Consider the following 14,550-nt stretch of genomic DNA (forward strand, 5'->3'; position numbering starts at 1 on the left):
CGTCGAGCTCCAGGCCCGGCCAGTAGCGCGCGGCCGCCTCCGCCGGGCTGGTGCGGAAGACCATCGGCATGAGGCCGAGATGGTGCCCGTCAGAGCCCATCACGTACACGAACCTGTCGCGCAGCATCTCCGGAAGCCCTGCCTCGATGGCACGCGCCCTCGGCGTCCGCGCGAGGATCGTGCGCACCCCGAGGTCGCGAGCCCTGTCCCCAGGGCGCGACTGCGCGCGGACCTGGGAGCCCGCACCGTCCGCGGCGATCAGTACGTCCCCGACATCGCCGTCACCGTCGGCGAAGTGCGCCACGACCTTCCCGTCGGGTCGCCCGTCCGGCCGTTCCAGCCGGGTGAACCGCTTACCGAAGCGCACCACGTCGTCCAGGCCCGCGAGGAGGATCCGGCGCAGCGTGATGCGGTCCACCGCGTCCACCTTGTCCGGCGCGTCGCCACGGGGATCGTCGAAGGTGGGAGCCCACCGGGGCGCGAGCCGCTCGTCGTAGGCGGCCATCCCCTCCTCGTGGCGCTGGTTGGAGGTGGCGGTGAGGAGGTCCTGCGACCGGCCCGGCAGGCACTCCCTGAGTGCACGCTCTCCCTCCGGGCTGATCCTCAGCCGGTAGCCCTGCATCCGCCCCCGCGGCGAGGCGTCGCGTTCGTAGACGACGACGTCCTCGATGCCGGCCTGGCGCAGCCCCTGCGCGAGGCAGAGTCCACCGATCCCGCCGCCGATGATGAGGACCCGCATCAGCCCAGCACCACGGTGGCGACGCGGCCGAGGTGGTCGGGGTCGGCGGTGACCGGCAGCAGGAACAGCTCGTCGCAGCCGTTCGCCGCGTACGCGTCCACCGTGTCCCGGAGCCCGCTTTCGTCGCAGACGGCACCGGCCGCGAGGCGCTCGGCCATCGGGCCCATGAAGGAGTAGTAACCCAGCATGTGCTCGGTCGCGCGCTCCCGGCCTCCCGGACCGAGCGACACGTAGCAGTTGGCGCCCATCCGGGGAACGCCGGCACGCCCCTCCTCCGCCCACAGCTCCTTGACCGCCTTCACCAGGTCGGGAAACCTGTGCGGCGGGCCACCGGGCGAGATCCAGCCGATCCCGTATCTGGCCGCCCGCCGCAGTCCGGCAGCGGAGTGTCCGCCGCCCCAGATGGGGATGTCGCCGCGCGCCGGCCGCGGTCCCACACCGGGCACGGGGCCCTCCCCTCTCCAGATCTCCCGCATCTCCTCGATCATCCGGTCCAGCCGCTCCCCCCGGGTGGCGTGCTCGGTACCGGTCGCGACGTAGTCCTCCTCCCGCATCCCGGCCGATACGCCGAGCGTGAGCCGCCCGCCCGAGAGCCGGTCCAGGCTCGCCGCCTGCTTGGCCAGTTCCACCGCGCTCGGCCGGGCGGCGGCCAGCAGGATCGCGGTGGTGAGCCCGATGCGCTCGGTGACCGCGGCGGCGGCGGACAGCGCCACGATGCCGTCATAGTTGTCGTAGACCACCCGGTCGATCACCGTGAGGCTGGCGAACCCCAGCCGGTCGGCATCGCGCGCGAACTCGATCAGCTGCCGACCGTCCACCCCGGGCACGGTGGTCGGCAGGCAGACTCCGATATCCATGGACGTCTCCTCAACTGTCGGCGATGCCGGCAGTCTCCGAGCCGAGGCTGGGAACCGGGTCGACGCCGGGTCGATGCGCAGCGGTGCACGGTGCTACCGGCGGGCGCAGCTCCCCTGGTCGACCCCCATGTTCGGCGGCCCCTCCGACGGCACCGGGTGGCCGAAGATGTCGCGGCCGCCGTCGGACGCGATGGCGACGCCCGCGCCGGCGGCCGGGGAGCCGCAGGCGAGCCGGTAACCGTGCAGCCCGGACGGTCCGGTTCCGGTGCCCGGGGCGACCAGGCGTGGATCGGCGGTCACCGCGAACGCGTCACCCGCAGGCACCACGGCGACATTGCGGTAGAGGTCGTGGTCGTAGACGCCCTTTCCAGCGATCGTCGAGTTCGCCCCGCCGACGAAGACGTTGTTCCGGAACGTGATCTCCGTCTGCTCGTCGATCGCGATGAGCGACGCCCCTGCGGCAGTGGTGAACAGCACGTTGTTGTAGAAATCGAGGCCGGACTCGTCATTGCCGGGGCAGTTGGCGATGAGCGCGAACCTGTACGGGCCGACCTGCGCGTTCCGATCGTTCTGGCTCACGTTGTAGCGGACCGTCGCCCCGTCGGTCGGCATCCCGTCGTTCGCGCACAGCATCATGAAGCCGCCGCCGTTGTCATGGCTGAAGTTGTACTGGTAGACGACGCCGGTATTGGCGGCGTCAATGCCGAAGGCAGGGCTGGGCAGCGGAGTGGCCGCACCGTTGGACACCTCGTTGAACTGCATCACCGGCCGGTCCGAGTTCCACGCGTACAGACCGGTATGGAAGACCTGCGGGCGAAGCCCGAACCCGTCGATCCGGTTCCACTCGATGATCGGGTCCACGGCGTTCTGTACGTCGATCCCGTCTCCGCCGAGGTCACTGAGCCGGTTGCCGGCGATGTGCACCCGAGTGATCGGAACGAAGGTCCCCGTTCCGGACGGAAAGCGGTCGCGGCGGTTCCACTGGGAGGAGATCGAGATCCCGTGGCCGTCGACTCCGGTGACGGTGCTGCGCGCCACCTGGATCCCGTCGAAGCCGGTGGCCTTGGCCGATCCGGCGGCCTTGAAGACCACTCCACCGCTGAGCTCGTACTCCGGTCCCGTGGAGTCGGCCCCGACCACGTCGTGGATCGCCACATCGTCCACCACGTAATGCCGGCCGATGCCGTGGTCCTCCAGCAACACGTAGATACCGGTCCGGAAGGTTCCGTCCCTGGGACCGGGGTTGGAGATGTCCAGGCTCTGGATCCTCCACCCCGCAACGTTCTTCAGGAACACCGCCGCCCTGGCGCCATCCCCGTTGATCGCCGCCCTGCGCCCCGAACCGTACGAGCCGACCGTGATGGGGCGATCGGCCGTGCCCGACCCCATCGGCGAGAGGGTCCCATGGCAGATGGCGCCCCTGCGGAGCAGGATGGAATCGCCCGGTCTGAACCTGATCCGGTTGACCCGCTCGAGGGACCGCAATGCCCGCCCGGCCGTGGACCCGTCCGCGACGTCGTTCCCCGCGCCGCAGTCGACGTGATAGACCCGGCCTTCGGTGCTCGCCTGGACCGGTACGGCCTGGACGCCGCAGAAGGCGAACGCGGCGACCAGGCTCACGGCCGCTGGGAGGGATTTCACTTTCATGGTCGTGCTCCACCCGTTGAGTGACGTCGGCGCACCCCCGTTGGCGGCGCTGACAGGGTGGAGTACTTTTCCGAGAACCACTCGAGGCGTGCTCGACGACGCGGAATCGGCGGCACGCACAGGCCGCCGATCCCGCACGACCGATGACGCGCCCGCGGCTTCTCGCTCACGGGCGCCCACCCGTCAACGAGCCGGGACGGCCGCTTCCACAGAACCCGCCACCTGGTCGAGTACCTCGGCGAGCGCCTTGTCCGGATCCCCGGTACCGGCGCTCCGCCAGGCCACGAAGGCGTCCGGCCGTACCAGGACCGCGCCGTCGGGCGGAATGCCGTACGCCGCGGCCCAGTCGGCGCCTTCCGCGGGAACGTAGTCCCCGCCCTGGCCGATGCGCACCGAACGCAGCGGTATCCGGGTGCGGCCGGCCAGCCGGACCGCCGCCCGATGCCACGACACGCCCTCGGCCCCGGTCAGCAGCACGAACGAGTCCCAGAACAGATCGATGGTGGACGAACGCTCCCCCGCCCGGTCGAGCCAGACGTGCGGCGCCCGGGTCCCCGGTTCCCCCGCGAGTTCCAGCGGTGCCGTCAGCACCGGCCGCGGCTCCTCTGAGAGGATCGCCTTCGACCGGTAGCGGTAGCCGAGCGTGATGATGATGTCGTCCACCATCTGGGCCTTGACCTCCTCCGTGGCGAACCCGTGCCGGATGCGGTTGCGGACCATCGCCTGCTCGGCCATGGCGGAGCCCACCGCGTGCCGCTCATCGTGGTAGGTGTCCAGGAGTTCGGCGCCGGACCACCCGCCGAGTTCGGCGGCGAGCTTCCACGCCAGGTTGTGCGCGTCGTGCACGCCCGTGTTGGCACCGAAGCCGCCGGCGGGCGGATGCACGTGCGCGGCGTCCCCGGCCAGGAAGACCCGTCCGGCTCGGAACCGCTCGGCGACCAGCTGGGCCCCCTCCCAGGGGACCTTCGCCACGACCTCCACGTCCATCTGGGGGACCCCGGACGCCGACCGGATGATCTCGACACAGCGCTCGTCGGTGAAGTCGGCCGGCGTCTCGCCCTTCTCCGGGTGGTAGACGGGCGCGGCCAGCCACGGGTCGCAGCCGTGCAACCGGGACAGCCCGATCATGGTGCCACCAGCGGTGGCGTAGCAGAGGATGAACGGCCGGTCCCGCAGAATCCGCTCCAGCTCGGGCGCGCGAAAGTAGATGCTGAGCGCGTTGAACACCGTGCCGCGCCCCTGCCGTTCCACGCCCAGCAGCCGCCGCACGGTGCTACCGGCACCGTCGGCGCCGACCAGGTAGCGCGCGCGGACCTCGCTCACCGCACCGGTCCGCACATCTTCGATCCGGGCCGTCACCCCGTCCCGGTCCTGTTCGAGGGAGCGCATCCGGCTGCCGAAGCGCACCTCGGCGCCGTACTCCCGCGCCTTCGCGGCCAGGACGACCTCGTACCGGTCCTGACCGCAGCCCATCACCCGTTCCGGGCTGACTCCCGGCCCATCCAGCGACGGCGCCTCCAGCACTTCCGCGTCGGCGATCTCCGAGTAGGTACCGACCCGCAGGATCCCGCCCTCGAAGAACGGATGCGAGTCGCCGATCTCCAGCGCGCGGATGTCCGGCCCCAGCCCGGCCGCCCGGAACAGCTCCATCGTGCGGGCCTGCAGACCAGGCGCGCGCGGCAGCAGAGAGGTGTCGTCCCGCCGCTCGACCAGCAGCGAGGAGACTCCGTGCCGGCCGAGGAACACCGCGGTGGAGAGCCCGACGGGGCCGCCGCCCACGATCAGTACCGGCACCTTCGCGACGGTCATCAGATCCCCCCGTCGACGTCGATGGTCTCGCCGTTCACGAACCGCGCCAGATCGCTGGCCAGGAACGCCACCACCCCGGCGATGTCCTCGGGAGTGCCCAGCCGACCGAGCGGAATGAGATTCCGGTACCGCTCGCGCACCTCGGGCGGCACGGGCTCCTCGGTCTCGACCGGTCCGGGTGCCACCACGTTGACCCGGATGCCGCGCGGGCCCAGCTCCTTGGTGAGCGACCGCATGAGTCCGACGAGTCCCGCCTTGCTCGCGGTGTAGTGCGCGCGCATCGGGATGCCCACGGTGGCGACCTTGGACCCGATGAAGACGATCGAGCCACCCGCCGAGAGCAGGGGGAGCGTCTTCTGGGTGACCCGGTAGGGACCACCGAGGTTGTTGTCGATGACGCGAGCCCACTCCTCGTCCGAGAGCTCGGAGAACGGCACGTGGCTGATGACGCCGGCGTTGTGCACGACCGCGTCGAGGGAACCGAGCGTCGCGCGGCAGGTCTCGGCGAGTGCCTCCACCTCCGCCGGATCGCTCACGTCCGCCTTCACCAGCCGGTGGTCGCCGCCGATCTCCTTGAGTTCGCGGGCCAGGCTCGCGGCGGCCTCGCCCTCGGTGCGGTAGCAGGTCGCCACCTGGGCTCCCGCGTGGGCCAGTCCGAGGACGATCCCCCGGCCGATCCCTCGCGAACCACCCGTCACGAGCACCTTCTTGCCTGTCAGCTTGATGTCCATCGTTCCCCTGCCATCCAGTGATGGGGCCGGCTCAGAGCAGGAAGGCCGCGCCCACGAGGGCGGCGGCCAGGGAGCCCAGCGCGAGCGCGACCCGCACCTGGTTCCACTTCCGCCACGCGGCGCGCGGATCGCGCCGCGCCCAGTCCGCCGGCTCGCGAGCCGGATCGAGTGCGGTCACGTACTTGTTGATGGGGACGTTCCTGGTCACCGAGATCACCATGAGCACGGCGAGGAGCGCGGCGGCCAGGCCGAACGAGGCGGCCGCGGCCGCGCCGTCCGCGGCACCGGCCGCCATGACCGCGATGGCGATGTCCAGGACGAGCGCGAGCGCGTTGAGGATGGGCAGCATCGGGTCGTAGCGCGGCCACATGAACCTGATCAGCTCCACGTACCGGCCGTAGGGCAGCCGCATGGCCAGCTCCGCCGGCCCGAGCGCGTTGCCGAGCATCACGCCCGCGGCCACCCCTGCCGACATCAGTGCCAGCGGTACGAGCACCGGGATCATGGCGCCGTCCGCTCCGCTCCCGCCGCCTCGACCGCCGCCGCCTCGACCAGGCCTTTGATCCGGTTCATCTGGACCGCCGTGCTGCGGTTGAGATGATCGGTCATCCCGGCGTCGTCGACCGGTGCCTGCGGCTTCATCTGGAAGTCCTGCACCCAGCGCATGCGCACGCCGTTCTCGACCTCGCGGTACTCCCAGTAGATGTTCATGTGCGCGAACGGACCGGTCTCGATCCGGCGCGCGCGTACCTCCCGTCTCACCTCGTCGGGGGTGCGTTCGGAGACCCAGCTCCACACGTTGCCGTCCTCGTCGGGGTGCATCGTGAGCCGGAACGTGAGGGTGCCGCCCTCGCGGCCGAGGATCTCCGCCTCCGCGTACTCGCTGAACAGCTCCGGCCATGAGGCGACGTCGTTGGTCATGGCCCAGACAAGCTCCATGGGCGCGTTGATGACGATCGTGTTGTCGGTGTGTCCCGCCATGTCGTTCCTCCCTTCCGGCCTCAGGCCGTGGCCAGCCGATCGTTTACGTAGTCGGCGAGCGCGCGCGGTGTGGGCAGCTCTTCGGCCGCCTCCTCGGGGATCGCCACCCCCAGGCGGTTCTCGAGCTTGGCCGCCACCTCCAGCACCGCGAGCGAGTCCAGCCCGAGGTCCTCGAAGCCGATGTCGGCGATGTCGTCGTCGAAGTCCACGCCGTCGGCCTCGCCCGCGCAGGCGCGCATGATCTCCCTCAGGTCGTCCAGCGTGAACGGACTCTGCACTGCCATGTGTCTCGTCACTCCATTCGCTTGTCGCGGTCGGTCAGCCGGCGGCGGTCACGACGAGCGCCGCGTTGAACCCGCCGTGGCCACGAGCGACGACCAGGGCGGTCCTCATCCGGGCCTCGCGCGGCACCTCGCCCACCAGGTCCAGGTCACAACCCGGCGCCGGGTTGTGGACCCCCACGGTGGGCGGTACGACGCCGTCGCGCAGGGCGAGCAGCGCGGTGGCGACGTCAAGGGCCGCGCCGCCCGCGTTCAGGCGGCCGGTCATCGTCTTGGGGGCGGTGACGGGGACACCGCGCGGTCCGAAGACCGCCGTGATCGCGGCGGCCTCCCGGCGATCGAGTTCGAGCACCCCGGCCGCGTCGGCGAAGACGACGTCGACCTGCCCGGCGGTGACACCGCCATCCGCCAGCGCCAGCTCGATGGCGCGCCGCAGTCCGGGCTCGCGGCCGGACCCCGGCCGGGGGTCGAAGGTCGCCGCGTACCCGGTGATCGCACCGTAGGCGTGCGCCGCGGACCTGGCCCGGGCCTCGGTCGCCTCCTCGACCACGAGCATCGCACCGCCCTCACCGGGCACGTACCCGTTCGCGCCGGCGTCGAAGGGGAGGTAGGCGCGGTCGGGATCGTCGGACTCGCTGAGCATGCCGTTGGTGTACTGGGCGGTCACGCCGTAGGAGCACAGCGACGCGTCGGTACCGCCGGTCACCACGAGGCGGGTGCCCTGACGGACCAGATCGCGCGCCCGCCCGGCCGCGTCGAGCGCGCCCGACTGCTCGGCGCAGATGACACCGCACGGGCCCCGCATCCCGTGCCGGATGGAGATCTGGCCGGTGGTCGCCGCGTAGAACCATGCGATGGACTGGTAGGCGCCGACCCAGCGGGGCCCCTTGGACCACAGCCGCTCGATCTCCAGCTGCCCGAACTCGGTTCCCCCGGACGAGCTGGCCGTCACCACGGCCATCTCGTACTCGGGGAACTCCCGCGGGTCGGCGCCCGCGTCGTCCAGTGCCCAGGCGGCGGCGGTGAGCCCGAGGTGCGTCCAGCGGTCGGTCTGCGGAACCAGCCGGCCGGGCACATGCTCGGCGGCCGAGAATCCGGGGACCTCGCCGCTCAGCCGGATCGGATGGCCCGTGGCGTCGAAGCGGCCGAGCGGGGCGATACCGCTGCGCCCCTCCAGGGTGGCCGCCCAGTACTCCTCGACACCGAGCCCGTTCGGCGCCACCACCCCGATCCCGGTGACCACGGCGTTCCCGGTCATGCCGCCTCGTCCCGCGTGATGACCATGGCGGTCTGGAAGCCGCCGAAGCCGCTGCCCACGCTCAGGACGCCGTCGACCCGCCGCTCGCGCGCGGTCAGCGGCACATAGTCCAGATCGCACTCGGGATCGGCCTGGCTCAGGTTGGCGGTCGGCGGCACCACCTCGTGCTCGATGGCCAGCGCGCAGGCGGCGACCTCGATCGCCCCGATGGCGCCCAGCGAGTGCCCGACCATCGACTTGATCGAGCTGACCGGCACCTGGTACGCCCGCTCGCCCAGGGCGCGTTTGAAGGCGGCGGTCTCATGCCGGTCGTTCTGCTTGGTACCCGACCCGTGAGCGTTGACGTAGCCGATGTCCGCCGGGCCCCTGCGCGCCAGGCGGAGGGCATGGCCGATCGCCTCCGCCATCTCACGTCCATCGGGCTTGAGCCCGGTCATGTGGTAGGCGTTGCTACGCGACGCGACCGCGGCGATCTCCGCGTAGACGTGCGCGCCGCGGCGGCGCGCGGCCTCCCGCTCCTCGAGGACGAACATCGCGGCGCCCTCACCGAGCACGAACCCGTCCCTGCGGCCGTCGAACGGCCGCGAGGCGTGCTCGGGATCGTCGTTGTTCGGCGAGGTGGCCCTGATCGCGTCGAAGCAGGCCACGGTGATCGGCGAGATCGGCGCGTCGGTCGCCCCGGCGATCGCGATGTCCGCGCTCCCGTTCCAGATCAGCTGGGCGCCGTTGCCGACCGCGTCCAGCCCGGCCGTGCAGCCGGTGGAGACCAGCGAGACCGGCCCCTCCGCCCCCGCCGCCCACGCCACCTCGCACGCGATCGTGCTGGGCACCATGTACCCGTACAGATGCGGCACCGCGTAGGCGGGGTCGACGAGCCGGTTCCGGCCGCCGTCGCTGAGCACCACGTACTCTTCCTCGAGTCCCATGGTGCAGCCGACAGCGCTGCCGACGCTGACACCGATCCGTTCCGGCCGCACGGCGCCGGCGTCGAGGGCGCTGTCGCCCAAGGCCTCCCTCGCGCACACCACGGCGAACTGCGCGGCCCGGTCCATGCGGCGGATCTCCTGCGGGCCCAGCCCTTCCGCCGCGGGATCGAAGTCACACTCGGCCGCGATCCGGGACCTGAACCCCGTCGCGTCGAACAGCGTGACCGCGCGGGTGGCGGTGCGGCCGGCGGTCAGCAGGTCCCAGAACGCCTTGGTCCCGATGCCGCCGGGCGCGGTCACCCCGATCCCGGTGATGACCACCCGCCTGTCCCCCGTCATCAGCTCGGACCTCCGACCTCGGGCACCGGGTCCGCGTCCCCGGCAGGCGGGAGCGGCTCGGTGTCCACATGACCGAGGTCGGGCCGCGGCGCGAGCGGGCTCAGCTGGAAGACCGCGAACGTCTCCTCCGTACCCGGGTTCCAGACCCGGTGCCGCATCCCCATCGGGATCATCACGCCGTCTCCCGGCGACAGCTCGATGATCCGGTCTCCGTCGACCCTGCCGGTGAGCCGGCCCCGCACCACGTACAGGAACTCCTCGGAGTACGGGTGGTAGTGCTCGGCCACGTACCGGCCGGGCGCGAGCGTCAGCGTGCCCATGAAGCCGGACGTCGAACCGACCGTCTTCGGGCTCAGCAGAACCCGGATGTCGCCGCCGCGCCGCCGGTTGACCGCCACGTCCCGCTCGGCGATCCGCACGCACGGCACGGTCTCGGCCGGGCTCTCCGCCGGTTTCCGCACGGCCTCAGCCATCTTCGGCCTCCCATACGTAGAAGGGCGTGGCCATCGCGTCCTTCGGCTCGCGCCAGTTCGGGTCGTAGGGCCGGATGTGCTGGGACAGCCGCTGGTTGATGTCGGTATAGAGCTCGTGGCCGCGGGCCTTGTAAAGGCCTGGCGTGATGTCGTCGTCCGCCTCGACCAGATGGAAGTACAGGTCGTGGAAACGGAACAGCGTGCGCCGCGAGACGCCGACCATGCGAGGTAGTTCGGTGGCGTCCGAGTCGGCGAAGATCTGCGCCACACCGTCCGCCTCGGCAGGTTCCATCCGGGCGACGATCAATGTCCGGTGCACCCGGGCCTCCTCTCGGTTACGCCGCCATGCTCGGGGCACCGGGTTTCATCCCGGTCGAACCCCGCTCGAACCACCCGGCGTCTCCCGTGGCCGATCGCCGAGTCGTGCTCGAGCGCGCCCCCGCAGGGTGACGGCACGCGCGGCTGCGACATGCCGCCCTTCCGGAGGGGTGATCTCGTGAACGGACGCACCGGACTGGCGTTCATCGGGCTCGGAGCCATGGGCGCCGGCATGGCACGGTGCCTGCGGGCCGCCGGTTTCGGCCTGGTGGTGCACAACCGGACGGCGGCCAAGGCGGCGCCCCTGGCCGAAGCGGGCGCGCGCGTGGCCGCCTCGGCCGCGGAGGCCGTGGCCGGTGCCGAGGTGGTGGTACTCAGCCTCGCCGACCAGCCGGCGGTAGAGAAGATCCTGTTCGGGGAACTGGCCGGGCGGCTGCGGAAGGACGCTTTGGTGGTCGACACCTCGACGGTGTCTCCGGCCTATTCCCGGGCTGCCACGGAGCGGCTGAACTCGGCCGGCGTCCGGCGGGTGGAGGCCTGCGTGCTGGGCAATCCCGCGATGGCGGAGGCCGGTGACCTGCGCGTCTTCACGGCGGGTGATCGGGCCGACGCCGAAGAGGTCGGGGATGTGCTGGAGGCGCTGTCCCAGCAGACGCTGCACGTCGGCCCGATCGGGTCGGCCTGCGCGCTGAAACTGTCGTTCAACCTGATCCTCGGCAACCAGGTCGCCGCGCTGGCCGAAGCCCTCGCGTTCGGGGAGAGCTCCGGACTCGACCGGGACGTCCTCCTCGCGACCCTCGTCAAGAGTGGGTTCAGCTCGCCCACGCTCGCTTTCAGGGCCGAGCTGATGCGGACCCGCCGGTACGAGCCCGCCGCGTTCCGTAGCGTGCTGATGGAGAAGGACCTCAGGCTCGCGGTGGGCGCGGCCGCCGAGCACGGCCTCACCCTGCCGGTCACGGCGAGCGCGGCCGACCGTTTCACCGACACCGTCCTGGCGGGCGACGGCGACAAGGACGCCGCCGTCATCGCCGAACTCCGCTAGCGGCGGCCCGTCGAGGGTGCGCGCGGCGTCACCTCGCGGAGCGGGGCACCGACAGTTGGGTGACGCTGCGCAGCATGCCGCTCTTGAACGTGCGGACGAATCCCTCGACGCTGTCGGTGTCACGGGGCGCGCTGAGGAAGGGCTTCAGCTTGCGCTCCACTTCCCTGACGCCCGGTTGAGCCGCCATGTGCCGCAGCACCGCGTCGAGGTCGCCCTCGTACTCGATGAACCGCACCAGCAGGCCATCGCGGATGAAGACGGCCGTGGCCAGCATGCGGCTCGCCGGAGCCCCGTCGGTGCCCGGCACCACCGAGGAGCGCGGCCGCCGGAAGTTCCCGAACACCTCGGCGACCTCGTCCTCGTGCCCGTCCTCGATGTCATAGGTGATCGCCACGAAGGGCATCGTGTCCTCCAGGATCCACTGTCGCGCCGGCTCAGACGCTCTTGATCATTCCGCCCTCGATGAGGTACTCCACCCCGGTCACGCTGGGGACCGCCTTGGAACCCAGCAGCACCGCCAGCGCCGCCACCTCGGCAGGCTCGATCATCTTTCCGGTGGTCAGCCCCATCATCTTCGGGATCTCGGCCAGGGCCTCCTCCTCCGAGAGCCGCATCTTCGCCGCGATCTCGGACCTGCTCCAGAGGCGGGTCCGCACCGGCCCCGGCGAGATCGTGTTGACACCGACCCCCTGCGGGCTGAACTCCAGCGACAGCGCCTTGCCGAGATTGACGACGGCCGCCTTGGCCGCCGAGTAGTGCGACAGCCGGGGATCGGCCAGCGTCGCGTTGGTCGACCCGATGTTGACGATGGCGCCCTGCCGCTCGACCAGGCTCGGCAGGGCCGCCCTCGTCGCCCGCACCGTACTGAGCAGGTTCAGTTCGAGGGTCTCCGCCCAGGTGGCGTCCTCGGTGTCGAGGAAACCGGCCGCGAGCCGCACCCCGCCACCGACATTGTTGACCAGGACGTCGATGCCGCCGAAATGCCGGCGGGCGTGCTCGATCAGGCGCCCGGGGCCGTCCGGCGTGGCCAGATCGACCTCGAGCGTGTACGGGGTCGCCTCCAGCAGTTCAGGACCGACGGTGCGGGCCCCCCCGAGCACATCCGCACCGGCCTCCGTGAACGCCCGCACGCAGGCCAGCCCGATCCCCTGGCCGGCGCCGGTGACCACGGCCTTCTTCCCGGAAAGGTCGATCTTCATGCTCTCTCCCGTTCGTCCGCCCGCCGGCGCGGCACGCCGGTGCCCTGGCCTCGCCGCTCGGTGAGGAACTCCCCCGTCGGCCCGTCGTCGGGGCAGGTCGCCGCGTCGGCGACGAACGGGGCCGCGACCTCGGGCGGGTCCTGCTGCGCGGGCATCATCCGGGTACGGACGCGCCCGGGGTTCACGGCATTGACCAGGACGCCCGTCCCTCGCGTCTGCGCCGCGAACATCGACGCCAGGGCGTTCAGCGCGCTCTTGGAGACCGAGTAGCCGGGTGCCGCCGCGAACGGCCGACCGCCGAACTCCCTGGTCGTCCCGCTGGAGACGATCACCACCCGGCCCCACCCCCGCTCCACCATCGGCGGGACGAACGCCTGCAGCACCCTCCAGGTGCCGAGCAGGTTCACCCGGAGGGTCCGCTCGACCAGTTCCAGCGACACCGAGAGCGGATCGGTGCGCCCGTCCAGGAGGACGCCGGCATTGCACACCAGCACATCGACCGGGCCGCTCTCGGCTCGGGCCCTACGGATCCCGTCGGGGTCGGTGATGTCCAGGGTGCACGGCCTGGCCCTCGGGCCGAGCGCGGCGGCCGCCTCGCTCGCGGCCACCGGGTCCCGCGCGGCCACCACCACGTCCAGTCCCCGGCGGGCCAACTCGGCGGCGACGGCACGGCCGATCCCCCGGTTCGCGCCGGTGACCAGGGCGGTGCGGCCCTCGGCCGCGTTCCCGGTCACGATCGCCGCCGCATCGGCAGGTGCTTGACGCTGTTCATGAAGTTGGTCTCCGGGCGCGTCACGGGGCCGGAGATCTCCAGCCGGGGCAGCAGCGAGACGGCGCTCGACAGGAACCGCCCGATCTCCATGGCGGCCAGGCCGTTGCCGATGCAGTAGTGCGGGCCGCCGCCGCCGAAGGTGAGGTGCGGGTTGGGCGAACGGGTGACATCGAACCGGTCGGGCTCCTTGAACACCTCCTCGTCGCGGTTCGCCGAGCTGTACCACATCACCACGCGCTCCCCCGCCGAGATCGCCCGGCCGGCGATCTCGGTGTCGCGGGTCGCCCGGCGGGCGAAGTGCGTCACCGGCGTGACCCATCGGAGCACCTCGTCCACCGCACCGGGGATCAGCCCGGGGTCGCGGCACAGCCGCTCCAGCTCGGCGGGGAACTCCAGCAGCGCCTGTACCGCACCGCTGACGCCCGCGTAGGTGGTCTCGCTGCCGGCCGTGATCAGTGTCGTGGCGAAGACCGCGATCTCCTCCGGATCCAGCCGCTCGGGCAGGCCGAGCCTGCCGTCCTTGAGGCGTGCCGCGAGCAGCACCGAGAACAGGTCGTCGGCGGGTTCCCGGACGCGGTGGGCGACCAGGCTCCGGAAGTACTCCAGCAGCCGCTGGACGACATCCGCGGACGGGCCGTCCGGTCCGGTCTCGTACTCGGGATCTCCCATGTTCACCGTCCGCCGCGCCCACCCGAGCACCATCTCGCGGTCGGCGGCGGGGACACCGAGCAGCTCGGCCAGCACCTGCAGCGGCAGTCGCAGCGCGATGTCCTCGGCCAGGTCGAACTCGCCCTTGGCCATCGCCTCGTCGAGCAGGGAGTCGACGATTCGGCCGATCGGCACGGCCAGGGCGGCCAGCCGCGCCGGTGTGAAGGCCTTGAACATCAGCTTGCGCAGCCGGGTGTGCCCGGCCCCGTCCATGAACGTGATGATCGGGGCCTCTTGGTTCTCCTGCTTGCGCACCGACGTCATGGTGGTGGGACTCGACGACCACAAGGCGGTGTCACGGGAGATCCGGGCGACATCACGGTGCCGGACCACGTACCGGAGCCGCTCACCATCGGTGTCGTACCCCACCGGCAGCCCCTCCTGGCGGCGGAGCCGGCGGAAGTGGTCGTACGGTACGCCCGCGCGGAAGGCCCGCGGGTCCATCAGATCGATGTCCTGAAGCGTCATCT

The 14,550-nt window shown here is 71.5% G+C and carries 16 protein-coding genes and 1 pseudogene; 1 reads left to right on the plus strand and 16 read right to left on the minus strand.

Annotated elements, in window-relative coordinates; genetic code table 11:
- Positions 1-661: 661 nt before the first annotated feature.
- From ACH34Q_RS01190 to ACH34Q_RS01245, 12 genes and pseudogenes are all read right to left on the minus strand, one after another.
- Positions 662-739: pseudogene (locus ACH34Q_RS01190) on the minus strand (hypothetical protein); the annotation flags it as partial.
- On the minus strand, positions 739-1,596 hold the full coding sequence (locus ACH34Q_RS01195; protein ID WP_395980779.1) for an LLM class flavin-dependent oxidoreductase: 858 nt from the start codon (positions 1,594-1,596) through the stop codon (positions 739-741). The pseudogene ACH34Q_RS01190 and the gene ACH34Q_RS01195, both read right to left, overlap by 1 nt.
- A 93-nt stretch (positions 1,597-1,689) precedes the next feature.
- Positions 1,690-3,243: a right-handed parallel beta-helix repeat-containing protein gene (locus ACH34Q_RS01200; RefSeq protein WP_395980780.1), complete on the minus strand. Its 1,554-nt coding sequence runs from the start codon at positions 3,241-3,243 to the stop codon at positions 1,690-1,692.
- A gap of 183 nt (positions 3,244-3,426) precedes the next feature.
- Positions 3,427-5,052 carry an FAD-dependent monooxygenase gene (locus ACH34Q_RS01205; RefSeq protein ID WP_395980781.1) on the minus strand — a complete coding sequence of 542 codons (1,626 nt, stop codon included), beginning with the start codon at positions 5,050-5,052 and terminating at the stop codon, positions 3,427-3,429.
- Entirely contained in the window at positions 5,052-5,783 is a 732-nt protein-coding gene (locus ACH34Q_RS01210; protein WP_395980782.1) for an SDR family NAD(P)-dependent oxidoreductase, read from the minus strand. The genes ACH34Q_RS01205 and ACH34Q_RS01210 overlap by 1 nt, the downstream gene beginning before the upstream one ends.
- A 31-nt stretch (positions 5,784-5,814) precedes the next feature.
- Positions 5,815-6,288, minus strand: a complete 474-nt coding sequence (locus ACH34Q_RS01215; RefSeq protein WP_395980783.1) for an anthrone oxygenase family protein — start codon at positions 6,286-6,288, stop codon at positions 5,815-5,817.
- On the minus strand, positions 6,285-6,764 hold the full coding sequence (locus ACH34Q_RS01220) for an SRPBCC family protein (RefSeq protein ID WP_395980784.1): 480 nt from the start codon (positions 6,762-6,764) through the stop codon (positions 6,285-6,287). The genes ACH34Q_RS01215 and ACH34Q_RS01220 overlap by 4 nt, the downstream gene beginning before the upstream one ends.
- 20 nt (positions 6,765-6,784) lie before the next feature.
- Positions 6,785-7,048 carry an acyl carrier protein gene (locus ACH34Q_RS01225; RefSeq protein WP_395980785.1) on the minus strand — a complete coding sequence of 88 codons (264 nt, stop codon included), beginning with the start codon at positions 7,046-7,048 and terminating at the stop codon, positions 6,785-6,787.
- Positions 7,049-7,082: 34 nt separating this feature from the next.
- Positions 7,083-8,303 (minus strand): ketosynthase chain-length factor, encoded by a 1,221-nt coding sequence (locus tag ACH34Q_RS01230; protein WP_395980786.1) that lies wholly within the window; start codon positions 8,301-8,303, stop codon positions 7,083-7,085.
- Positions 8,300-9,568 carry a beta-ketoacyl-[acyl-carrier-protein] synthase family protein gene (locus ACH34Q_RS01235; protein WP_395980787.1) on the minus strand — a complete coding sequence of 423 codons (1,269 nt, stop codon included), beginning with the start codon at positions 9,566-9,568 and terminating at the stop codon, positions 8,300-8,302. The genes ACH34Q_RS01230 and ACH34Q_RS01235 overlap by 4 nt, the downstream gene beginning before the upstream one ends.
- On the minus strand, positions 9,568-10,041 hold the full coding sequence (locus ACH34Q_RS01240; RefSeq protein ID WP_395980788.1) for a cupin domain-containing protein: 474 nt from the start codon (positions 10,039-10,041) through the stop codon (positions 9,568-9,570). Before ACH34Q_RS01240 ends, ACH34Q_RS01235 begins: the two co-directional genes overlap by 1 nt.
- Positions 10,034-10,360, minus strand: a complete 327-nt coding sequence (locus ACH34Q_RS01245; RefSeq protein WP_395980789.1) for a TcmI family type II polyketide cyclase — start codon at positions 10,358-10,360, stop codon at positions 10,034-10,036. The genes ACH34Q_RS01240 and ACH34Q_RS01245 overlap by 8 nt, the downstream gene beginning before the upstream one ends.
- 177 nt (positions 10,361-10,537) lie before the next feature.
- On the opposite strand from ACH34Q_RS01245, the gene ACH34Q_RS01250 reads away from it, so the two are divergent.
- Positions 10,538-11,401 carry an NAD(P)-dependent oxidoreductase gene (locus ACH34Q_RS01250; RefSeq protein ID WP_395980790.1) on the plus strand — a complete coding sequence of 288 codons (864 nt, stop codon included), beginning with the start codon at positions 10,538-10,540 and terminating at the stop codon, positions 11,399-11,401.
- A gap of 28 nt (positions 11,402-11,429) precedes the next feature.
- Here the strand turns inward: ACH34Q_RS01250 and ACH34Q_RS01255 are convergent, their stop codons facing one another.
- The 4 genes from ACH34Q_RS01255 to ACH34Q_RS01270 are packed head-to-tail and all read right to left on the minus strand — an operon-like array spanning position 11,430 to position 14,548.
- A complete protein-coding gene (locus ACH34Q_RS01255) occupies positions 11,430-11,804 on the minus strand; it encodes a SchA/CurD-like domain-containing protein (protein WP_395980791.1) in 375 nt (124 codons plus the stop codon).
- 31 nt (positions 11,805-11,835) lie between these two features.
- Positions 11,836-12,600: an SDR family NAD(P)-dependent oxidoreductase gene (locus ACH34Q_RS01260; RefSeq protein WP_395980792.1), complete on the minus strand. Its 765-nt coding sequence runs from the start codon at positions 12,598-12,600 to the stop codon at positions 11,836-11,838.
- Positions 12,597-13,334 carry an SDR family NAD(P)-dependent oxidoreductase gene (locus tag ACH34Q_RS01265; RefSeq protein ID WP_395980793.1) on the minus strand — a complete coding sequence of 246 codons (738 nt, stop codon included), beginning with the start codon at positions 13,332-13,334 and terminating at the stop codon, positions 12,597-12,599. The genes ACH34Q_RS01260 and ACH34Q_RS01265 overlap by 4 nt, the downstream gene beginning before the upstream one ends.
- Positions 13,331-14,548, minus strand: coding sequence for a cytochrome P450 (locus ACH34Q_RS01270; protein WP_395980794.1), 1,218 nt, complete (start codon positions 14,546-14,548; stop codon positions 13,331-13,333). The genes ACH34Q_RS01265 and ACH34Q_RS01270 overlap by 4 nt, the downstream gene beginning before the upstream one ends.
- Between the last annotated feature and the right edge of the window lie 2 nt (positions 14,549-14,550).

This window comes from Actinomadura sp. 9N407, assembly GCF_044326315.1.
Taxonomy (GTDB): domain Bacteria; phylum Actinomycetota; class Actinomycetes; order Streptosporangiales; family Streptosporangiaceae; genus Spirillospora.